This window comes from Thalassobaculum salexigens DSM 19539, assembly GCF_000423805.1.
Classification (GTDB): Bacteria; Pseudomonadota; Alphaproteobacteria; order Thalassobaculales; family Thalassobaculaceae; genus Thalassobaculum; species Thalassobaculum litoreum.
In genome coordinates this window covers 755,521-776,647 of record NZ_KE384094.1, presented here as the reverse complement: position 1 = coordinate 776,647, position 21,127 = coordinate 755,521, and the positions used below count along the sequence as shown (strand labels likewise).

Annotated in this window: 18 protein-coding genes; 9 read left to right on the top strand and 9 right to left on the bottom strand. The window is 69.7% G+C overall.

Features of this window, described 5'->3' with window-relative positions:
* Positions 1 to 186: 186 nt before the first annotated feature.
* Positions 187 to 2,190 (top strand): HAMP domain-containing methyl-accepting chemotaxis protein, encoded by a 2,004-nt coding sequence (locus G578_RS0118820; RefSeq protein ID WP_028795568.1) that lies wholly within the window; start codon positions 187 to 189, stop codon positions 2,188 to 2,190.
* Positions 2,191 to 2,283: 93 nt separating this feature from the next.
* Here G578_RS0118820 and G578_RS0118815 read toward each other — a convergent pair whose 3' ends face one another.
* Both G578_RS0118815 and G578_RS0118810 read right to left on the bottom strand, forming a co-directional pair.
* A complete protein-coding gene (locus G578_RS0118815) occupies positions 2,284 to 3,321 on the bottom strand; it encodes an asparaginase (protein ID WP_028795567.1) in 1,038 nt (345 codons plus the stop codon).
* A 79-nt stretch (positions 3,322 to 3,400) separates the two neighbouring features.
* Positions 3,401 to 4,120 carry an HAD-IA family hydrolase gene (locus tag G578_RS0118810; RefSeq protein ID WP_028795566.1) on the bottom strand — a complete coding sequence of 240 codons (720 nt, stop codon included), beginning with the start codon at positions 4,118 to 4,120 and terminating at the stop codon, positions 3,401 to 3,403.
* Positions 4,121 to 4,152: 32 nt separating this feature from the next.
* Between G578_RS0118810 and G578_RS0118805 the strand changes: the two genes are divergently transcribed.
* From G578_RS0118805 to G578_RS0118795, 3 genes are all read left to right on the top strand, one after another.
* Entirely contained in the window at positions 4,153 to 4,866 is a 714-nt protein-coding gene (locus G578_RS0118805) for a GntR family transcriptional regulator (protein ID WP_051245007.1), read from the top strand.
* Between the two features lie 237 nt (positions 4,867 to 5,103).
* A complete protein-coding gene (locus G578_RS0118800) occupies positions 5,104 to 6,342 on the top strand; it encodes a CaiB/BaiF CoA transferase family protein (RefSeq protein WP_028795564.1) in 1,239 nt (412 codons plus the stop codon).
* On the top strand, positions 6,339 to 7,151 hold the full coding sequence (locus G578_RS0118795; protein ID WP_051245006.1) for an enoyl-CoA hydratase/isomerase family protein: 813 nt from the start codon (positions 6,339 to 6,341) through the stop codon (positions 7,149 to 7,151). The genes G578_RS0118800 and G578_RS0118795 overlap by 4 nt, the downstream gene beginning before the upstream one ends.
* A gap of 153 nt (positions 7,152 to 7,304) precedes the next feature.
* On the opposite strand, the gene G578_RS0118790 is transcribed toward G578_RS0118795, so the two are convergent.
* From G578_RS0118790 to G578_RS0118775, 4 genes are read right to left on the bottom strand one after another with little or no spacing between them, the layout of a single operon-like run.
* Positions 7,305 to 7,901: a DUF2889 domain-containing protein gene (locus G578_RS0118790; protein ID WP_028795562.1), complete on the bottom strand. Its 597-nt coding sequence runs from the start codon at positions 7,899 to 7,901 to the stop codon at positions 7,305 to 7,307.
* A gap of 41 nt (positions 7,902 to 7,942) precedes the next feature.
* A complete protein-coding gene (locus G578_RS0118785; RefSeq protein WP_028795561.1) occupies positions 7,943 to 9,250 on the bottom strand; it encodes an HlyC/CorC family transporter in 1,308 nt (435 codons plus the stop codon).
* Between the two features lie 7 nt (positions 9,251 to 9,257).
* Complete coding sequence (gene aroB, locus G578_RS0118780) at positions 9,258 to 10,400, bottom strand: 3-dehydroquinate synthase (protein WP_028795560.1); 1,143 nt, start codon at positions 10,398 to 10,400, stop codon at positions 9,258 to 9,260.
* Positions 10,401 to 10,423: 23 nt separating this feature from the next.
* Positions 10,424 to 11,059, bottom strand: a complete 636-nt coding sequence (locus G578_RS0118775; protein ID WP_028795559.1) for a shikimate kinase — start codon at positions 11,057 to 11,059, stop codon at positions 10,424 to 10,426.
* Positions 11,060 to 11,376: 317 nt separating this feature from the next.
* Here G578_RS0118775 and G578_RS0118770 point away from each other — a divergent pair, with 317 nt between their 5' ends.
* The 3 genes from G578_RS0118770 to G578_RS0118760 all read left to right on the top strand — a co-directional run bounded on the left by G578_RS0118770 (position 11,377) and on the right by G578_RS0118760 (position 15,240).
* Complete coding sequence (locus G578_RS0118770) at positions 11,377 to 13,254, top strand: hypothetical protein (RefSeq protein WP_028795558.1); 1,878 nt, start codon at positions 11,377 to 11,379, stop codon at positions 13,252 to 13,254.
* Between the two features lies 1 nt (position 13,255).
* Positions 13,256 to 14,200, top strand: coding sequence for a site-specific tyrosine recombinase XerD (gene xerD, locus G578_RS0118765; protein ID WP_038015177.1), 945 nt, complete (start codon positions 13,256 to 13,258; stop codon positions 14,198 to 14,200).
* An 89-nt stretch (positions 14,201 to 14,289) separates the two neighbouring features.
* Complete coding sequence (locus G578_RS0118760; protein WP_028795556.1) at positions 14,290 to 15,240, top strand: acetyl-CoA carboxylase carboxyltransferase subunit alpha; 951 nt, start codon at positions 14,290 to 14,292, stop codon at positions 15,238 to 15,240.
* Positions 15,241 to 15,391: 151 nt separating this feature from the next.
* On the opposite strand, the gene G578_RS0118755 is transcribed toward G578_RS0118760, so the two are convergent.
* Both G578_RS0118755 and G578_RS0118750 read right to left on the bottom strand, forming a co-directional pair.
* Positions 15,392 to 15,982 (bottom strand): DJ-1/PfpI family protein, encoded by a 591-nt coding sequence (locus G578_RS0118755; RefSeq protein ID WP_211228960.1) that lies wholly within the window; start codon positions 15,980 to 15,982, stop codon positions 15,392 to 15,394.
* A gap of 14 nt (positions 15,983 to 15,996) precedes the next feature.
* Positions 15,997 to 16,983, bottom strand: a complete 987-nt coding sequence (locus G578_RS0118750; RefSeq protein WP_028795554.1) for a GlxA family transcriptional regulator — start codon at positions 16,981 to 16,983, stop codon at positions 15,997 to 15,999.
* A 163-nt stretch (positions 16,984 to 17,146) separates the two neighbouring features.
* Here G578_RS0118750 and G578_RS0118745 point away from each other — a divergent pair, with 163 nt between their 5' ends.
* The gene (locus G578_RS0118745; protein WP_028795553.1) at positions 17,147 to 17,668 is read left to right on the top strand and encodes a hypothetical protein; all 522 of its coding nucleotides are present in this window, start codon (positions 17,147 to 17,149) and stop codon (positions 17,666 to 17,668) included.
* 300 nt (positions 17,669 to 17,968) lie between these two features.
* On the opposite strand, the gene G578_RS0118740 is transcribed toward G578_RS0118745, so the two are convergent.
* Complete coding sequence (locus G578_RS0118740; protein ID WP_028795552.1) at positions 17,969 to 20,014, bottom strand: molybdopterin-containing oxidoreductase family protein; 2,046 nt, start codon at positions 20,012 to 20,014, stop codon at positions 17,969 to 17,971.
* A 246-nt stretch (positions 20,015 to 20,260) separates the two neighbouring features.
* On the opposite strand from G578_RS0118740, the gene G578_RS27055 reads away from it, so the two are divergent.
* Positions 20,261 to 21,019: a TVP38/TMEM64 family protein gene (locus G578_RS27055; protein WP_245565646.1), complete on the top strand. Its 759-nt coding sequence runs from the start codon at positions 20,261 to 20,263 to the stop codon at positions 21,017 to 21,019.
* Positions 21,020 to 21,127 lie beyond the last annotated feature (108 nt).

Genomic DNA, 21,127 nt, shown 5'->3' with positions numbered 1-21,127 from the left:
AAACATCGCCCCCGGCAGTCACGCGATGACTGCCGGGGGCGCCGCTTTTGTGCGCTGCGAAATAAAGTGTCGAAATTTTCCGCCGAAAACGTGGAAAATATGACCCTTTATTTCTTCAGGAAAATTTAATTTTTCTATTACAACTTAGGGCAGCGGAGGAATCGAAGAACCATAAGGGTGCTTATAATGTCAGCCCATTCGTACCTGTCGAACTTCAGGATCGGCACTCGGCTCGCAGCGGGTTTCGGCATTATCATCGTGCTGTTGCTCGTCCTGGCCGCCCAGGCCGGCTACAGCCTCTGGCAGTCCCGCGAGGGCGTCACTGGCTATCGCGCCATTGCCACGAACACCAATCTGATCGCCCGGATACAGGCGACCATTCTGACCAGCCAGATCAGCGCGAAGGCCTTCGAAAGCAGCGGCTCGGCGAGTGCCGCCGCCCTGGTCGAGATGCGCCTTGCCGATGTCCAGACCCTGCTCGACGAAGCCAAGTCCTCGATCACCGACGAGGAGCAGGCAGCTCTCCTGAACCAGATTCAGGAGAACATCACCATCTATGGACAGACCTTCGCCCAGGTCTCCGCGCTGCATGACGAGCGCAAGAAGATCGTGGCGACCCTGGACGAGACCGGCGAGCGGTTCACGTCCCTGATCAAGGAGATGGTGGAGGACGCCAAGGGGTGGGACGACGTCGCCGCGATGGGCGACCTGGCCTATGCGCTGGAGGGCGCGCTCGAGGTTCGCTTCGCCTCCCAGCGTTATCTGGTGACCAACGACCCCGAAGCGATCGGCTATGTGCGCAAATTTCTCGGCAATGCACTGGAGATCGTCACCGAGCTGGTCGATGCCGGCGATTTCCGGGCCATCACCGTGCAGGAGGACCTGACCTCCTTCGGCGAGACCTTCGACGCCATCGTCCAGATGACCGTCAAGCGCAATCAGATGATCGCCGACCAGCTGAACGTGCTGGGCGATCAGACGGCCGAACTGATCGACGAGATGGAGACCAAATACCTGGCCCTGCAGAACGACCTGGGGTCCGACATGCAGTCCAGTGCCGAGATTTCGCTGATCATCGACGGCGCGGTCGCCCTGGCGGCGCTGGTGATCGGCATTCTGTCGGCCATTCTGATGGCCCGCAGCATCACCGGCCCGGTCGGCTCGCTGACCGAGAGCATGGGGCATCTGGCCGAGGGTGATCTGAATACCGAGATCCCGTCGACGGAGGCACAGGACGAGATCGGCCGGATGGCCAGGGCGGTGCAGGTGTTCAAGGACAACATGATCCGCACCAAGGAGCTGGAGACCGAACAGGCCAAGCTCGACGCGCGGCGCCAGGAACGGGCCTCGGCGCTGGAGGAGGCGATCTCCGAGTTCCAGACCAGCATCGGCGAGCGGCTGGAGAAGCTGCGCGGCGTGTCGGAGGAACTCGGCGGCTCGGCGGAGACCCTGCGGACCGTCGCCGGGGAGACCAAGGACCGCAGTTCCGAGGTCGCGTCGATCTCGGAGCAGACGTCCGCCAACGTGCAGAGCGTGTCGGCGGCGGCGGAGGAGATGGACTCCTCCTTCGGCGAGATCGTCGGCCAGGTGACCCGGTCCAGCGACACGGTCCGCAACACCTCCGACAAGGCCCGGGTCACCCTGTCCTCCATGGAGGATCTGGCCACCCAGTCCGAGGCGATCGCCCAGGTGGTCGAGCTGATCACCAGCATCTCCGAGCAGACCAACCTGCTGGCCCTGAACGCCACGATCGAGGCGGCCCGGGCCGGGGACGCGGGCAAGGGCTTCGCCGTGGTCGCCTCTGAAGTGAAGAGCCTGGCCACGCAGACCGGCAAGGCGACCGAGGAGATCGCCGACAAGATCCGCCGCGTCCAGGAAGCCTGCGGCACCTCGGTCGATGCGGTCCGCGAGATCGTCTCCAGCATCGAGCAGGTGGACGAGATCTCCGCGGCGATCTCCGCCGCCGTCGAGGAGCAGAAGGCGGCCACGGCCGAGATCACCAGGAACATGCAGGAAGCCGCCCGCGGGACCGAGCAGCTCTCGGCCAATATCGGCGGGGTGAACGAGGCCACGGACCGCACGGTGGCGACGGTGGGCAACGTCACCGACGCGGCCGGCCGCACCACGGTCGTTTCCGGCGAGCTGCGCGATGTGGTCGACCGCTTCGTCGGGCGGGTTCAGGCCGCCTGACGGGCACAGTTGCGGTGGGGGACGGGCGGCGCTCCGGGCAACCGGGGCGCCGCTCTCTTTTTGGCTCGGCCGCAGCCGGTCAGCCGGGATGAATCAGTTCGTCGCGGCCCAGACCCGGTCCATGGCGCCTTGGTCGAGCCCGCCCATCAGCATCGCCGTCAGCAGCAGCCGGGCCTTCAGCGGCGGAAGGCGGCCCGCCGAGCGCACGCCCCGGCGCAGCAGGTCCATTTCCGAGCCCTCGCGCTCATAGGTCTTGGCCAGCAGGTAGCCGGCCTGCATGCGCCCGGCCATGACCACCGGCAGATGCGGGATCAGGGCGTCCAGATGCGCGGTCACCCAGGACGGCGTGTGGCCGCCGCCCATGGCGCCCAGCACGATGCCGGAATAGCCGAAGCGGTCCGGATCGGCCGCCATCGCCGCCAGCAGCGCCCCGGTCTCGCCCATCGCCATGGTCAGCAGCGCGACCGCGGGCAGCGGCGGCGCAACGGAGGTCAGCGTCAGATCGCCGAGGGCCGCGTCCAGGGCGGTCTTGTGGTCCCGCACCGGGCGGCCTGTCAGCCGCACCCTGTCCTCCACCACCACGCCCAGCGGGCCGGCCTCGGGACTGGCGAAGGCGTCGATCCGGCTGGTGTTGGTCTTGGCCACATCGACGGCGGCGTGGATGCTGTCCAGCATCACCACCATCACCCCCAGCTCCCGCGCGCCGTTCCGCACGGCCGGGTCGGTGACCACCTGCATGGCGGCGTAGACGTTGCCCGGCCCGTCATGGGAGATCGACAGCGGGTTGCGCATCGCCCCGGTGACGACCACCGGCACGTCGGCCCGCAGCGCCAGGTCCAGCAGGAAGGCGGATTCCTCCATGGTATCGGTGCCCTGGGTGACGATGGCGCCGTCGATGCCGTCCGCCACCGCCGTCTCGATGGCGCGGGCGACCTCCAGCACGTTGTCGACGGACAGGTCCGAGCTGCCGATGGTGCTGACGGTGCGCGCCTCGATCTCGGCCAGCGCGTCGATGCCGGGCGCGGCGGCGACAAGCTGCTCCGCCGTCAGGCCCGGGCGCACGCCCGCCTCGCCCTTGACCATCGAGATTGTCCCGCCGAGCGCGAATACCGCGATCCGAGGCTTCGCCATGTCGTCCCTCCGTGTTGTTTGGCGGGAAGATGCGCGGTCGGCCCTGGGTTGTCGAGACGGGAAGAGACCGGCGCGCCGGTCAGTCGACGAACGCCTGCACGAACGCCGCCATGGTTGGATAGGTCGCGTCGGGCACCGCCAGCTCGGCGCCGAAGCCGGTATGGCCGAGCGCCTTGCCGCTGCGGTCGATATGGACGACGGGCTGGCCGAGCAGGTTGCAGGGCCGCACGTCGGCGCGCCGGCTCTGGGCCACGTGCAGAACCCGATGCGGCGGGATTCCGCGCGCCGCGAGGTCGGTGAGCGACAGCACGAAATGTCGCAGCGACGGTTTGTAGGCGCCGGCGCGCTCGGCCGTGACGAGGATCTCGAACGGCTCGTGCAGCCGCGCCCGGGACCGCGCGAAGGACGCGTCGTCCATGTTGGTCAGCGCGCCCAGCACGAACCGCTCCTTCAGCCGCGCCAGGGCGGCGACGCTGTCGTCATAGGCCGGCCATTCGCCGACCGAGGCGCCGAAGGCCTGCTGCTCGCCCGGGTCCACTCGGCCACCCCATTCACCGGCCACATAGGCAATGGCGAGCTCCAGGATTCGCGGATAGGGCCGGGCGGGGGACAGCATCTGGTAATGCGCCCGGGCGCGGTCGAAGGCGTCGATCAGCTCGGCGTCGGTGGGCGTGGCGCCTTGGCCGTCCGCCCCCTGGCTATCCACACACGCCCGCAGCCGGGCCAGAATGGACGGCTCCCAGTCGATCAGGGTGCCGTAGACGTCGAAGGTGATCGCGTCGAAATCATCCGGTCGCATTTTGCTTCTCCAAATTATCGATAATCGATAAAATGATCCATAGACAGACCGACGTCAACAATCAGGATGGGATCGTGACCCTCGACCCGACGCCCCTGCCGAGCCGGCGCTCCATGCCGGCGGAGATCGCCGCCCTGCTGCGCGAGGAGATCCTGGACGGGGTCCTAGCGCCGGACGCGCGGCTGCCCCAGGAGCATCTGGCCCGGCGCTTCGGCACCAGCCAGGCGCCGATCCGCGAGGCCTTGCGCCGGCTGGAGGCCGAAGGGCTGGCCGTGTCGGTGGCGAACCGGGGTGTGCGGGTCGCCGGCCTGTCGGCGGCGGAGGCGGAGGAAATCGGTGCCCTGCGCCTCGCCCTGGAGCCGGGGCTGGCCGAGCGGGCCGCCGGGCGCGCGGCGCTGGTGGACGTGGCGGCGGCCCGGGCGGCGATCGGGGCGATGGAGCGGGCATCGACACCGGCGGCGCTAATGACGGCCAACGCCGCCTTCCACGACGCGCTTTACGCCGCCGCCGACCGGCCGATCACCCTGGAGCTGGTGACGGGCCTGCGGGCGCGCTACGAGCGCTATCTGCGGCTGATGTGGCGCATGACCGGCCATGCGGCGCTGTCGAACGATGAGCACGGGGAGATCCTGGCTCTGGTGCTGGCCGGGGACGGGGTAGAGGTTCGCCGGGTGATGGAGCGCCATATCGCGGGCTCGACGGCGGAGATCCTGAAGGCGCTTGGGGCGGGTGGTTGGAAGGGTTGATGCTCCCTGCCCCTCCGCACTCCCCGGATTTATTCCGGGGCCCACGCGGGGTACCGCTGCAGCTTGAGGTTTCCCGCTTACGGGCGCGCCGATCCGTGGACCCCGGAATAAATCCGGGGAGTGTAGAGAATGGGGGAGTGTGGGCGCCCCTTCCGCGCTCGCCACCTTGACCGACGGCGCTTCCCCGTGGGGAAATGTCCTCAACCAAGAACAAGACGCGAAAACCGGGAGGATCGAATGGCGAACCGGGGGTTCGGCCCGCTGCAGGGCATGACGGTGATCGAGCTGTGCCACCACATGGCGGGGCCGACCTGCGGGCTGATGCTCGCCGATATGGGCGCCGACGTGATCAAGGTGGAGAAGATCAAGGGCGGCGACGACACGCGGCGCAACCTGCCGCCGGAGATCAACGGCGAGGCCGCCGCCTTCATGATGATGAACCGCAACAAGCGCGGGGTGGTCCTCGACCTCAAGACCGAGGAAGGCGCGGAGATTCTGCGCAGGCTCGTCGCCAAGGCCGACGTGCTGACCGAGAACTTCCGGCCCGGCGTGCTGGAGCGGCTCGGCCTCGGCTACGAGGATCTGAAGGCGATCAACCCCGGCCTGATCTACGCGTCCATTTCCGGCTTCGGGCGTACCGGCCCCTATGCCAAGCGCGGCGGCTTCGACCTGGTCGCCCAGGGCATGAGCGGGCTGATGAGCATCACCGGCGAGCGGCCGGATGGCCCGCCGGTGAAGGTCGGCGCCCCGGTCTGCGACATCACCGCCGGCCTGCTGCTGGCGCTCGGCGTCTGCGCCGCCTATTCCCACCGGCTGAAGACCGGCGAGGGCCAGCGCCTGGACACCTCGCTGATGGAAGCCGGGATCACCCATACCTACTGGCAGTCGGCCATCGCCTTCGCCACCGGCGTCGCACCCCGCGCCATGGGTTCGGCCCATCCGCTGAACGCGCCCTATCAGGCGGTGAAGACCGCCGACGGCTACATCAACATCGCCGCCAATACCGGAGCGTTCTGGACCGGCATGCTGGACATGATCGGCGCGCCGCAGCTCGCCGACGACCCGCGCTTCCGCAGCAACGGCGACCGCATGGCCAACCTGAAGGACCTGGAGGCGGAACTGAACGCCCGCTTCGAGACGAAGACCAGCGACGCCTGGCTCGCGGAGTTCGAGGCCCGCGGCATTCCGGCCGGTCCGATCTTCGACGTGCTGGAGATGCACCAGGACCCGCAGACCATCGCCCGCGAAATGGTGCCGACCACCGAGCATCCGGTCGCCGGCACGGTCCAGACCATCGGCCTGCCGATCAAGTTCGAGAGCACGCCGGGTAAGGTCGCCACGCCCTCGCCGCTGTTCGGCCAGCACACGGCCGGGGTGCTCGAGGAACTCGGATACGACGCCGAGGAGATCGCCAGATTGGCCGAGACGGGCGCGGTCCTGCTCGGCACTTTGCCCAACCAGGAGGCAGCCGAATGAGCGAGGTCAAGGGGACGAGCGATCTGAGCGGGACCGAGGATGTGCTGGTCCATGTGGAGGACCGCATCGCCACGGTGACGATCAACCGGGCGTCCAAGCACAACGCCATGAACCTCGAGGTGTTCGGCGCGCTGGGCAAGGTCTTCACCGCGCTGGATTCGGACGAGGACCTGCGCTGCGTGGTGATCCGCGGCGCCGGCGGCAAGGCGTTCTCCGCCGGGGCCGACATCTCCGAGTTCGAGAGCGTGCGCAAGGACAAGAAGGCGGCGATCGACTACGCCAAGACGTCGAACCCGTCCGGCCATGCGGTGGTGTCGTGCCGGCATCCGACCATCGCCCTGATCGAGGGGCTGTGCGTCGGCGGCGGCTTCGGGCTGGCGGCCCTGTGCGACCTGCGGATCTGCGGCGAGAGCAGCCGCTTCGGTGTGCCGGTCAAGCGCCTGGGCCTGGTGGAGTCGGCGGAGGAGCTGGAGTTTCAGGTGAAGAAATACGGCGCCTCCGCCATGCTGGAGATCCTGCTGGTTGGCGACCTGCTGAATGCCGAGAAGGCCTATCACTACGGCATCGTCAACAAGGTAATGCCGGACGCGGAGGTCGAGGCCGCGGCCTATGAATGGGCGGCGAAGATCGCGGAGGGCGCGCCGCTGACCGCGCGCTGGCACAAGAAGTTCGTCTACCGCCTCACCGACCCGTCCCCGCTCTCGCCGGCGGAACTCGACGAGGGCTACGACGCCTTCGACACCGAGGACTTCCAGCGCGGGTACAAGGCGTTCCTGGCGAAGGAGAAGCCAAGCTTCGTCGGGCGGTAGCTCCATCTTTCCCTATCCGTCATCCCGGACGGCCCCGGACTTGATCCGGGGGCGGGCCGGGACCCGGCACTGCTGCCCGTTCCCAGGGTCCCGGCCGACCTCCGGGTCAGGCCCGGAGCTCGCTGGATGACGGGCGTGGAGTAAAGAGCCGGGTTACTCCCCCGCCTCCGCCTTCGGCCGGTGCCATTGCGGCCACATCTTTTCCACCACGGGACCCGTGTCCGCGAATGCGTGGCAGGTGTTGAGCAGGCGCGGGGGGCGGCCGGAACCGTCGGTCTTCTTCGGCGCTTCGCCCCTGGCCTCGGCTTCGCGCTGCATGCGGGACTTCTCGCCGAAGATCGTCTGATAGGCCACCGTCGCCAGCGGGCCGAGCAGCTCGACCAGATGGGTGCAGCCCTCCACCCCGCCGAGCCGCTCGCGCACCTGCTTGCGCCAGCCGGCGCCGATCGACAGGCCCTCCAGCCGCTTGAAGTTCGGGGTGATCGACGGGCAGATCGGGAACGGGCTCGCGTCCGTGGAGGCCTCCGCACCGTGCACCGTCATGTCCGCGTCGATGGTCAGGCGCAGCCACATGTCGTGGATCGCCTGACCCGGCTCCACGGTGCCGCGGAACTCGTTGGGGAAGGCGTAGCTCTTGGTGTCGACCAGATGGCCTTCGATGTCCCACAGCCCGTCGCTGCGCCGCCAGCCCTTGCAGACGATGGTGCGGTCATGGACGGGTTCGCGCTCTACGGGAGGGCTCAGCGGCATGGAAATCTCTCGTCGCAGCGGAAGAAGGAGCGCCGAGGCGGTCAGCCGCCGCTCGGCTCGGTGATCGGGGTCATCCGCAACAGGGTCATCTGGTTACGATGCCGCCGCAGGATCCGGAAGCGGAAGCCGTGGAAGGAGAATTCCTGCCCGACTTCGGGGATCTTGCGGGATTCATATAGCACGAGCCCGGCGATGGTGGAGGCCTCTTCGTCCGGCAGGTCCCATTCGAACTCGCGGTTCAGGTCGCGGATCGTCACCGACCCCTCGACCACGTAGGAGCCGTCGGGCTGCGGCCGCACGCCGGAGACGGCGACGTCGTGCTCGTCCAGGATGTCGCCGACGATCTCCTCCAGGATGTCCTCCAGGGTCACCACGCCCATGAAGCTGCCGTACTCGTCGACCACCACGGCGAAGTGCTCGCGCCGCTCGCGGAATGCCTGGAGTTGGTCGAGCAGGGTGGTGGTGTCGGGAATGAACCAGGGCTCGGCGGCGATGGCCATGACGTCGAACGCCTCCGGCGTCATGCCCTTGGCGGCGCGGATCGCCCGCAGCAGCGCCTTGACGTGCAGCACGCCGACGATGTTGTCCTGGTCCTCGCGGTACAGCGGCAGGCGGGTGAACGGGCTCTCGAGCACCTGGGCCAGCAGCTCGTCGATCGGGGCGTCGGCGTCGATCATCCGCACCGAGCCCCGGTGGGTCATGATCTCCTCGACCTCCACATCGGCCAGGTCGAGAATGCTGCGCAGCATGGCGCGCTCGTGCTCGACCTCCTCGCCGCCATCGGCGTGCATCTCGATCAGGCCGCGCAGTTCCTCTTCCCGCTCGTCATGGCCGAGACCGGCGGCGACGGAGACGCCGAACAGTTTCAGCGTGGCGCCGACGATGACCCGGGTGGCCCAGGTGAAGGGGGTGAGGATGAAGACCAGGGCGCGGATCAGGGGACCGACCACAAGGGCCATCTTGTCCGGATTGTTGATCGCATAGGTCTTGGGCAGGACCTCGGCGAAGATTACCACCAGCACGGTCATCACCACCGTGGCCACGGCCACGCCGTTCTCGCCCATGAGCGCGATCATCGCGCTGGTCGCGAGCGCGGAGGCCAGGATGTTGGCGATGTTGTTGCCGATCAGGATGGCGCCGATCAGGCTGTCGCTCTTCTCCTTCAGCGCGACCACCGTGGCGGCCGGGCCGCTGCCCTTGCGGGCGAGCTGGCTCAGCCGCGCCTTGCTGGCGGCGGTCAGCGCGGTCTCGGAGCCGGAGAAGAACCCGGACATGATGATGAGGAGCAGGATCACCCCCAGGGTGATCGCCGTCTCGATGTCGATGTCGAACGTCGTCGGAAGATCCATGGCCGGCTCAGGCCGCCTGCTGCCGGGTGAGAAGGGCGCGGGCATGCGCCGGGTCGATGTCGTCGCGCACCCGGGCCTCGCCGAGCGCGTCGAGCAGTACGAAGACGATCCGGCCGTCGCGTGCCTTCTTGTCCTTGGTCATGTGCGCCAGCAGGGCGTCGGCGGTCCAGCTGCGGGTCGGATCGAGCGCGTCCAACTCCGTGCGCAGGCCGACGGCGTCGAGGTGACGGGTCAGCCGTTCGGCGTCCTGCCCGCTGCAGGCGCCGATCCGGACCGACAGACGGGCCGCCAGCACCATGCCGACCGCCACCGCCTCGCCATGCAGCAGCGAGCCGTCATAACCGGCCATGGCCTCCAGCGCATGCCCGAAGGTGTGGCCGAGATTGAGCAGGGCGCGCCGACCGCCGGCCTGTTCCCGCTCGTCGCCGGCCACAACCTCGGCCTTGGCCCGGCAGGAGGCGACGATGGCGTGGCGGCGGGCGTCAGGGTCGCCGGCGATCACCGCCTTGCCGTGCTGCTCCAGCCACTCGAAGAAGCCGCGGTCGCCCAGCGCGCCGTATTTCGCCACTTCGGCATAGCCTGCCAGCAGCTCGCGCTCCGGCAGGCTGTCGAGCACCGTCGTGTCGATCAGCACCCGGCGCGGCTGGTGGAAGGCGCCGACCAGATTCTTGCCGTGGCGGGTGTTGATGCCGGTCTTGCCGCCGACCGAGCTGTCGACCTGGGCGAGCAGGGTGGTCGGGATCTGGATGAAGTCGAGACCGCGCAGCAGGCTGGCCGCCACGAACCCGGCGAGGTCGCCGACCACGCCGCCGCCGAAGGCGACGATCAGCGTGCGCCGGTCGATCCCCAGGGCAAGGGCGCGTTCGCAGAGATCCTGATACTGGACGAAGGTCTTGCCGGACTCGCCCGCCGGGGTGGTGAGCGTGTCGACCCGCCGGGCGGTCGAGGCCTTCAGGGCCGCGTCCAGCGCGCCCAGAGGCGCGCCGACCAGCCCCTCGTCGGCGATGACGACCAGGTGACGCCCGTCGATCAGATCCGCCAGCTCCCGGTCGGCCGCGCCGATCAGGCCGGCGCCGACCCGGATGTCATACCGCCGGTCCGCGAGATCGACCGCGACGGTCTCGATGTCGCCCACTGCGATGTCGTTCATGTGTCTTCCGTCGTTGAGGGACGTCATTGGTGCTGCGCGGCCTCGCGCCCCAGATGGTCGAGCACGGCGTGATAGACCTTATCGACCGTCTCCTCAATCGGGACCCGCTGCGTTTCCACGACGAGATCGGCTTCGGCATAGACCGGATAGCGCTTCCGCATGAGGTCGCGCAGGGTGGCCTTGGGGTCGGCGGTCTTCAGCAGCGGCCGGTTGGAGCGCTTGGACACCCGTTCGAAGAGCGTCTCGAAATCCGCCTTCAGCCACAGCGACATCGACTCCGCCTTGATCAGTGCGCGGGTGTCGTCCGCCATGAAGGCGCCGCCGCCGGTGGCCAGCACCCGAGGGCCGCCGCTCTCGATCAGACGGCGGATGACCCGGCGTTCGCCGTTGCGGAACTCCTCCTCGCCGAAGGCCTCGAAGATTTCCGGGATGGTCCGGCCGGCCGCCTTCTCGATCTCGGTGTCGGCATCGGCGAAGGCCACGCCGAGCCGATGGGCCAGCCGCCGGCCGATGCTGCTCTTGCCCGCGCCCATCAGGCCGACCAGGACCAGGGGCCGTGCAAGCAGGGGCTGGGCGAGCGGGGGCGACGGAGCGGGTTCCGCGACGCTCTCGGCCTGCGATTCGGTCAATGCCGGCTGTGTGGTCGGACGAGCCGCCATGATCAATGTCCCGGACATGGCCGGATCCCGTGGGTTCGTTTGCGCGTGCCATGCGCCACCGGTTAAAGTGCCACCGTCGCGCCTTAGTTAGAACCGTAGCATATGCGTCGCGACACCTGCCAGCCGACTGACGGCGCGCCTTCCTGCGCCGGGCGAGGCGGGGTCGTTCTGTATCGATTCCGGCGACCGGGCCTTGGCCATGCGTTTTACTCTGTTTGTGCTCTTCCTTATTGTTCTGATCCTCGCCGGAGGCGCGGTGTTCCTGTTGACATGGGACATACCGGCGCCGACGGCGCCGGTCGAGAAGGTGATCCCGAATGATCGGTTCCCGCGTTAGCCACCCGCACGCGGTTCTGACCTGGCTGCGTGTCGGTCTGGTTGCCGGTGCCTGCCTTGCCGCGCTGACGCCGTATCGGGCCGTCGCGCAGATCGGAGCGCCGATCCAGATCGGGCCGCCGCCGGCGACCGGGACCCAGCCGGAACCTCCTGCCTTCGGCCGGCCCCCCGCCGCCACCCAGCCCCCTGCCGCTACCGCACCGGTGGTGCCGACCTTTCAGCGGGCCCCCGCGGCGCCTCGGACCCGCACCACGGTCGACGGCTCGATCACCATCGACCCGCTGCAGCGGCTGACGGTCGACGCGACCGGCACGCTGACGCCCGCCCTGGGCGGCCTGAGCGCCGATTTCTGGACCGGCACCCCGGGCGAGATCGCCCTGCGGCTGGTGTCGCTGCTGCCCGCCGCGCCCGACAGTCGGGCGCTGCGCGATCTCGCGCGGCGTGCGCTGCTGAGTTCCGGTGCGGCGCCTCGGGACGTTTCGCCGGAAGGCGCGCTGCTGCAGCTCCGGGCGGAGCGGCTTCTGGCCATGGGGGCGATCGACGATCTTGCCGTTCTCGCCGAGCGCATTCCGGCCGACCGGGTTTCGCAGGAGATGAGCCAGCCGCTGACCGAGGCGGCCTTCGCGCGCGGGGAGGACGAGCGCGCCTGCGATCTCTACGGCCAGTTGACCGCAACGGCGACCGACACGTTCTGGATCAAGGTCGCCGCCGTCTGCGATGCCCGGGCCGGACGCGACGCCAAGGTCGATTTCAGCGCCCGGCTGCTGTCTGAGCTGGGCGACGACGACGAACTGTTCGCCGCGCTGGTCCAGGCCGCCACGACCGGGCAGACCGGCACGCCGTTCCGGATGGGCGGAGCGGGACCGGTGCATCTGGCCCTGGCCCGGGTCGCGGGGCTGAAGATCGAGCCGACCGTCTCGGAGATCAATTCCCTGCCCGTGCTGGTGGCGCTGGCCCGCGGGGCCGCCAACGTCCCCTTCGCCCAGCGGCTGGAAGCGGCGGAGAAGGCGGAGCGCGCCGGCGCCCTCGCGTCGCGGGAGGTCACGGACCTGTATGACGAGGTGTCGGTTTCCGCCGGGTCGATGGACGCGGCGATCGCCGCCGCCGAGGCCGATCCCGGGCCGTTGAGCCGGGCGATCCTGTGGCGCGCGACGGAGGCGCAGACCGCGCCGGGTGCCCGTGCCCAGGCGATCGCCAAGGCGATGGCGATGGCGGAGGACGACGAGACCTGGCGCCAGACGGTGCGGCTGTTCGCGCCGTTCCTGGTCGCGCTCGACCCCGGTTCCGACGTGGACTGGTTCGCCGAGGATGCGGTGCGCGGCCTGATGGCGGCCGACCAGTTCCGCGCCGCCCGCCCCTGGTTGGAGCGGCTGCGGCGGCTGGAGGCCTCCGGTACAGGCGAGGCGTCGGCCGCATGGCTGCGGCTCTGGGCGGCGGTGCGCCTGGCCGGCGGCGATCCGGCGGTGGCGTTCGACGACGCGTCCGTCGCGCGCTGGTGGGCGCATCTGCGCTCCATCGACCCGCAGCAGGCCACCCTGCGCGGCTCGGCCGCCCTGGCCCTCATGGCGGCGCTCGGCGATCCGGTCGGCAGCGACGCCTGGCGTGGGCTGGTCTCGACCCCGGCGATCGATATCCGCGCCGTGCCGGAGACCGCCTTCGCCTTCGCGATCCGGGCGGCGGCCGACAGCCGGCGGCTGGGCGAGACGGTCATGCTCAGCGTTGCCGCGCCGGGCGAGACGCCCCTAGGGGAGATCGCCATTCCCGCCCTGGCCGACATCGTGCGCGCCCTGGTCGCCATCGGGCTGGAGCCGGAGGCCCGGCGTCTGGCCACCGAAGCCGCCCTGGCCCACGGCCTCTGAGATGCCCGAGCCGGCGGCTTCCCCGAAAGACCGGACCCCCGATTTCACCGTCGAGGCCTTCCTGGAGATGCTGGTCGCCGAGCGTGGCGTGTCCCGCAACACCCTGGACGCCTACCGGCGCGACCTGGCCGACGCGGCCGGCTGGCTGAGCGGGCGCAAACGGGCCCTGGCGGGCGCCGACAGCGACGACCTGCGCGGCTATCTCGACGGGCTGGAGCGCGCCGGCATGGCGCCGCGTACCGCCGCCCGCCGCCTGTCGGCCCTGCGCCAGTACTATCGCTTCCTGTACAGCGACGGGCACCGCACCGACGACCCGACCACCGTGCTGGACGCGCCGCGCCAGGGCCGGCCGCTGCCGAAGATCCTCTCGGAGACCGAGGTCGACGCCCTGCTGGACACCGCCCGGGACATGGACGGACCGGAGGGCCTGCGCCTGGTCTGCCTGCTGGAGATCCTCTATGCCACCGGCCTGCGGGTGTCGGAGCTGGTCGGCCTGCCCTTCGCCGCGGTCGCCCGCGATCCCCGCGTCCTGCTGGTGCGCGGCAAGGGGGACAAGGAGCGCATGGTGCCGCTGACCGACGCCTCCATGGCCGCCATCGCCGACTACAAGCCGGTGCGCGGCGTGTTCATGACGGGCAGGTCCTCGCCTTTTCTGTTTCCCTCGCGCTCGGCCGAAGGGCACCTGACCCGCCGGCGCTTCGGCCAGTTGCTGGACGAGGTGGCGCTGGAGGCCGGCATCGACCGCAAGCGCGTCTCGCCCCACGTTCTGCGCCACGCCTTCGCCACCCATCTGCTCGATCACGGGGCCGATCTGCGCAGCGTGCAGCAGATGCTCGGCCATGCCGATATTTCCACAACGCAGATCTATACCCATGTATTGACCGAGCGCCTTCGGGCCCTGGTCGAGACACATCATCCCCTGGCCCATCCCGGGGCACAGCGCTGAGCCCGCCCCCGGTACCGCATCGGGCTGCGCTTGAGGGGAACGGGCGGCATCGGTATGGTGCGCCGCCGCAAACGGAGTAGATTTCCCGCATGCATCAGTTCCTCGATTTCGAAAAACCGATTGCCGACCTGGAAGGCAAGATCGAAGAGCTTCGCCATCTGTCGAGCGACGGCGACCTGAACATCGCCGAGGAGGTCTCGAAACTGGAGGCCAAGGTCGAGCGCCAGCTCCGGACCACCTACCAGAAGCTGTCGCCCTGGCAGAAGGTACAGGTCGCCCGTCATCCCGAGCGCCCGCATGCCCAGGCAGCGATCGACCATCTGATCGACGAGTACGTGCCGCTGGCCGGCGACCGGTCGTTCGCCGACGACCCGGCCATCGTCGGCGGCGTGGGCCGGTTCAAGGGCCGCTCGGTCGTCGTCATCGGCACCGAGAAGGGCGCCACCACCGAGGAGCGCGTGCGCCGCAATTTCGGCATGGCCCGCCCGGAAGGGTACCGCAAGGCGCGCCGCCTGATGGAATTCGCCGACCGCTTCAAGATGCCGATCCTGACCTTCGTCGACACCGCCGGCGCCTATCCCGGTGTCGATGCCGAGGCCCGCGGCCAGGCCGAGGCCATCGCCCGGGCGATCGAGACCTGCCTCGCCGTGCGGGTGCCGCTGATCGCCACCATCCTGGGCGAGGGCGGGTCCGGCGGCGCGGTGGCGCTGGCCGCCGGCAACCGGGTGCTGATGCTGGAGCACGCGATCTATTCGGTGATCTCGCCGGAGGGCTGCGCCTCGATCCTGTGGCGCTCGGGCGAGCACGCCAAGGACGCCGCCGAGGCGCTGAAGATGACGGCGCAGGATCTGGAGAAGCTCGGGGTGATCGACGGTATCGTGAAGGAGCCGCTGGGCGGCGCCCACCGCGAGCCGGCCCCGGCGCTGGACGCGCTGGGAGCGGCGATCGACCGGAATCTCGGCGAGCTGGTCGGTCGCGACGGCGGCGAGCTGCGCGCCGAACGCCGCGACAAGTTCCTGGCCATCGGCGCGGCGGAATAAGCGAGGTCGCCGTCTCGCCTTCCTGCCGTCTTCCCGGGCTTGCCCCGGGACCCAGGGGTCCGCGTGACGGAGCGTTTCCAGGTGGCGCTCCAACAAACACTTTTCCTAGACCCCGGCTCAGGGCCGGGGAGACGGAGCAGGTGGTGAGCCGCTACACCGCCCCCTGATGCGGCGGGGCGGGGTCGTATTCCATGTTGCGCTGGACCTGGCGGGCGAAGGCCGGCTCCCAGATCTCGCCGATCAGCCACAGCGCCATGTCGATGCCGGCCGACACGCCGGCCGAACTGACCACGTTGCCGTCGCGCACATAGCGCACGTCGTCCAGTACCTCCGCCGCCTCGCCGCGGCCGCGCACCAGGTCGACCGCCCGCCAATGGGTAGTGATCCGCTTGCCCCTGGCCGGGCCGGCGGCGGCCAGCAGCATCGAGCCGGTGCACACCGAGGTCACCCAGGTGCAGCCCTGCGCCGCCTTGGCGATCCAGGCGAGCAGCTCGGCGTTGTTCACCTCCCGCCGCGTGCCCTGGCCGCCCGGCACCACCAGCACGTCCAGCGGCGGGCAGGCCTCCATCGTGTGGTCCGGGCAGACCCGCATGCCCTTGGCGCACCGCACCGGGGCGTCCGTCGGGCCGATCGTCACGCACTCGATCTCCGGTTTCAGGTGGCCGGCCATGGTCCAGACCTCCCACGGGCCGACCATGTCCAGTTCCTCCAGATCGTCGAACATCAGAAAACCGACGCGCATCATCATCTCCTCTGTCAGGCGGAAGCGGGGCTGCCGAACTGGCGGCGGTACTCGGCGGGCGAGACGCCGAAGGCGCGCTGGAAGCTGCGCCGCATGCGCTCGGCGTTCACGAAGCCGGTCTGCAACGCCACCTGCTCCACCGCCGTGCCGGGCCGCTCCAGTCGGCGTCGGGCGGCGTCCAGGCGGGCGCGCTCGACGAAGGCGGCCGGAGTTTCGCCCACCGCCTCGCGGAAGCGGCGGGCGAAGGTGCGCGGGGACATGCCGGCGCGGGCCGCCAGGTCCTCCACCGACAGCCGGTCGTCCAGATGGTCGAACATCCAGGCCTGCAGGGAGGCCAGCCGGTCGTCGGCCGCCGATTGCAGGGCGAGTTCGCTGCTGTACTGGCGCTGACCGCCGCTGCGCTGCATCGCCATGACCTTGGAGCGGGCGATCCGCAGGGCCTCCTCGCGGCCGAGGTCGCGGGCGATCATCGCCAGGGCCAGATCCATGCCGGCCGTCACACCGGCGGAACTCCAGAACTTGCCGTCCTCCACATAGATCCGGTCCGGCTCGACCCGCAGGGCCGGGTGCCGGGCGGCCAGGGTCTCGGCATGCTGCCAGTGGGTGGTGACCGTGCGCCCGTCCAGCAGGCCGGTGCGCGCCAGCAGGAAGGCGCCGGTGCAGACCGTGGCGACCCGGCGGCAGGCCGCGGCGGTGGCGACGACCCAGTCCCGCAGGTTTCCGGTCACCGGAGTCAGGCGGGACCCGGGGCCGCCCGCGACGATCAGGGTATCGACGCTCGCCGGGTCCAGACTGGCGAGGGTCTCGTGCGCCTCCAGGCCCAGCCCGGCCTCGGTCGTCACCCGCCGTGCCTCCGGGGCGACCAGCACCACGCGATAGGCCGGCGCGGGCGAGCCGGCGCGCACGGCCGAGGCGAACAGCTCGAACGGGCCGGCGACGTCCAGAAGCTGGCAACCGGGGACGGCGAGCAGAGCGACGCAGGGCGGGACGGCGTGTGTCATGGGGTCAGGGTGCGGTGGCGGGGCTCTGTCCGCAATGTCAAACACCCCTCGGTTTCGGCCACGCGCCCCTCGCCGTGCGGGAAACCGGCCCCGGCCTTCCATAGCTCCGCCGTTCCATGGGGCCGGCGGCGATGTCCGGACCCGCTTGCGAGAGGAGACCGGCATGACCCTGGGATGCGGCGGTTCGGGAGAGGAGCGGTGGGCGCTGGCCGGGCCGGAATGGTTCGACGACCTGCGCCGCTACTGGGACGACCAGCGGGCGGGGGCCGATCTGCCCGATGCGGACGAGCTGTTCCTGGCCGACCTGTGCGAGATCATGCCGAGTCTGCTGCTCGCCTATCTCGATCCCCTGCGCGGGTCGTACCGGATCGAGTATGCGGGCGCGATCACCCGCGCCCTGCTGGGCGGCGACCTGCTCGGGCTCTACCCGGAATGGGCCGAACCGGGGACCACGCTGTCCTGGATCGGGGCGGGCTATGCCGGGTCCGGCCGGCTGATCCCCCCGGGCATCGTGCAGATCCGCCATCAGGACCTGATGGCCACGCACCTGCCGTATCGCAACGCCACGGGGAAGGTGGGCCTGATTCTGACCGCGCTGGCCAAGCGGCCGGCACCGCTGGCGGATGGGCGCGGCGCGACGGTGCTGCCATTCCCGGGGAACCGGGGCAGTGACAAGAAGGGGTAAGCGGAGGGATCCGCAGGCGAGGACGGACACCCGCCCACCGTCCCTCTCTCTCCAATTCCGTCTCCCCGGCCTTACGCCGGGGTCTGGTGAAGCGGCGCGCTGGAACGTCCTTCCAGAGTTGGACAAGCTCCAGCAGGCAGCACCCCCGGTCCCGGCGCAAGGCCGGGAAGATGCAGATGGGCAGTCCGCTGGGCGAAGCAGTGTCGGCGGTCGAGAGCGGCGTGCGGATGCCCGGGCACGCCCACCCATGGGCCCCGGCACGAGGCCGGGGAGTGTCAGGGATGGGGGATGAGGTGCCCCCTAGACCTTCGACACCTCGACCCGGGCGTCGTTGAAGCACGCGCCTTCGCAGAGATCCGCCTTGTGGGTCGGCAGCAGGGCGTTGACCGTCAGGCCGGTGTCGCTGGTGCGCATCCAGGTCCCCTTGTCGGAATACACGCTGCCCGGGCGTACCGCGTCGGTGAGCACTGCGCGCAGCACCGTCTCGCCCAGGTCGTTATGCACCCGCACCCGGTCGCCCTCCTCGATCCCGCGTGCCGCCGCGTCCGCCGGGTTGATCTCCAGCGCCTGCACGCCGTCGCTGGCCGCGTGGCCGCCGAAGGTCGCGTTGGTGCGGTGGGAGGAGGACGGGGTGATCAGGGCGAGCGGATAGGTACTCTCCACCGGCCGGTAGGCGGGGACCCGGAAACCGCGGGCCTCCGCCATCCAGTCGGAGGCGAGCTCGGCCTTACCCGAGGCGTTCTTCGGGAACACGGTGGCGAAGGGCACGATCTCCTGCGCCCCGTCGGCGGTCATGTTCAGCGCCCGGTCGACCGGCAGCTCGCTCGGCCGCAGCCCGCCGAGGCGCGGGTCGGCACCGTCGATCGCCTCGTCCATCAGTTCGACATCGGTGGCGGCGAAACACGGGTCGGTGTAGCCGAACCGGGCGGCCAGCCGGCGGAAGATCTCCGTATTCGGCAGCGCCTCGCCCACCGGGGCGATCACCGGATCGGCCCGCTGCAGATAGGTCTGACCGTAGGCCGGGAAGATGTCGGCATGCTCGAAATGGCTGCAGGCCGGGAGGATCACGTCGCAGTAGCGCATGCTGTCGGTCATCTGCACCTCGCAGCCGACGACGAAGATGTCCTCGCGGCTGAACGCCTGCATCACCTGCGCCTGGTCCGGGAACACGGCGATCGGGTTGTGGTTGTAGACGAAGACGGCCGCCACCTTCGGGTCCAGGTCGTCGCGCAGCATGTTGGCCGGCACGTCCATGATGTTCATGCGCCGGGTGCCTTCGGGGATCAGGTCGGTGCGCTGCAGCTTCGCCACGGTCTTCGGCACGGCGGCGCCGACCTTGGCGATCACCCCGCCGCCGCGCACGCCCCACTTGCCGCAGAGCACCGGCAGGGCGGCGACGGCGCGCACGGAATTGCCGCCGTTCTGGTTGCGCTCCATGCCGTTGCCCATGCCGATCAGCGCCGGGCTCGCCTCGGCGTACCAGGCGGCCAGCGTGCGGATCTGCTCCTCCGGGATGCCGCAGGTCTCGGCGGCACGCTCGACGGTCCACTCGCGCGCGGCTTCCATGAACTCCTCGGCGCCGGACGCCCAGCGCTCGATGAAGGCCTGATCGAAGGCGCCGATCCGCTCCAGTTCGGCGGCCAGAGCGAAGGCCAGCACCACGTCGGTGCCCGGCCGGATCGCCACATGCATGTCGGCCTGGTCGGCCGCCTTGATCCGCTTGGGATCGACCACGACGATCTTGGCCCCCGCCGCCTTCGCCCGGTTGATGGTACGGATGAAGTGCAGGTTGGAGACGGTGACGTTGTTCGACCACACGATGATCAACTCGGCCCCGACGCCCTGCTCCGGCGGGGTGCCGGGCATCGCGCCGTACATCGAGACGAAGGCCTCGCCCTTCACCCCGCCGCACATCGGGCCGCGGTCGAGCAGGGTGGCGCCCATCTGGTGGAAGAAGCGGAAGTCCATCGATCCGCCGGCCAGCATCCCATGCGGCCCGGCATAGGCCAGCGGCACCACCGATTGCGGGCCATGGGCGTCGATCGCCCTGGTCAGGCCGTCATGGACCAGGTCCAGCGCCTCGTCCCAGGAGATCCGCTCAAACCTGTCCTCGCCGCGCCTGCCGACCCGCTTCAGCGGATGGGTCAGCCGTCCCTCGCCATGGACGAAGTGCGGGTAGTAGCGCGAGACCTTGTTGCAGACCACGCCCTCGGTGAGCGGGTTGGCGGTGGAGCCGCGCACGCCGGTGACCTTGCCGCCCTCGACGGTGACGTCGAGGCTGCAGGTGTCCGGGCAGTCGAGCGGGCACACACTCGGTTTCGTGATCGAAGCCTGGCCGTCGGGCATGGAATGCCTCCATTGTCTTGTTGACGGCGATCCTGCGCCCTGTTTGGCCCTGCCGGTAGCACCATTCGGCCCAATGTCATGGTGCCATGATCGGTCGCTCGGTCCAGGCACACGGAACGCTCACGCCCTGTTGACTGGCGCCGACGCGGCCAGGGGGCATCTTGGCCGGAGCGGGAAGGTTCCGCATCATGGCCCGGCCGCAACATGGCAGGGTGCCCGGCTGGGGACGGGCGAACGGGAGGTCGTGTGCAGCAGATCGATCGGAAGCGAAAAGGGGACAAGCCGGAAGTCGGCCGCCGGGATTGGCCGCGCCGGGTGCTGCCGGTCGGCGTGCTGGCCCTCGGACTGATCGCCTTCTTCACCCTGGACCTGGACCGGTTCGTGTCGTTCCAGGCGCTGTCCGACAACCGCGACCTGCTGCAGGGCTGGGTGGCGGCGAACCCGTTGGTCAGCCGCCTCGGCTACGCGCTGGCCTATGCGCTGTCCATCGCCTTCTCCCTGCCGGTTGGGCTGGTGCTGACGGTGACCGGTGGTCTGATGTTCGGGCTGATCGAGGGCACGGCGATCACGGTGGTCTCGGCCACGGTCGGCGCGATCGCCGTGTTCCTGGCCGCCCGCACGGCCATCGGCGACAGCCTGCGGGCCAAGGCCGGGCCATTCGTCGCCCGCCTGGAGGAAGGGTTCCAGGAGAACGCGCTCAGCTATCTGCTGGTGCTGCGTCTGGTGCCGATCTTTCCGTTCTGGCTGGTCAACATCGTGCCGGCGTTGCTCGGCGTCTCCACCCGGGTGTTTCTGCTCGGCACCCTGGTCGGGATCATTCCGGGCACCTTCGTCTTCGTCTCCGTGGGCAACGGGCTCGACACCGTGTTCTCCCGGGGCGAGGTGCCGGGCCTGGGCATCTTCCTGGAGCCGGGCGTGCTGATCCCGATCGCCGGTCTGACCCTGCTGTCGCTGGTGCCGGTGCTGTACAAACGGCTGCGCCGCGGGGTCGCGTCTTCTGCGTGAGCGCGTGATACCCTCCCCCTCCCACAAACCCCGGATCCATTCCGGGGCAAGCCTTTGATCTGCGACGGGCGTCTCGTGATTTCATACCGACGGTGGCAGCGGCTGCCG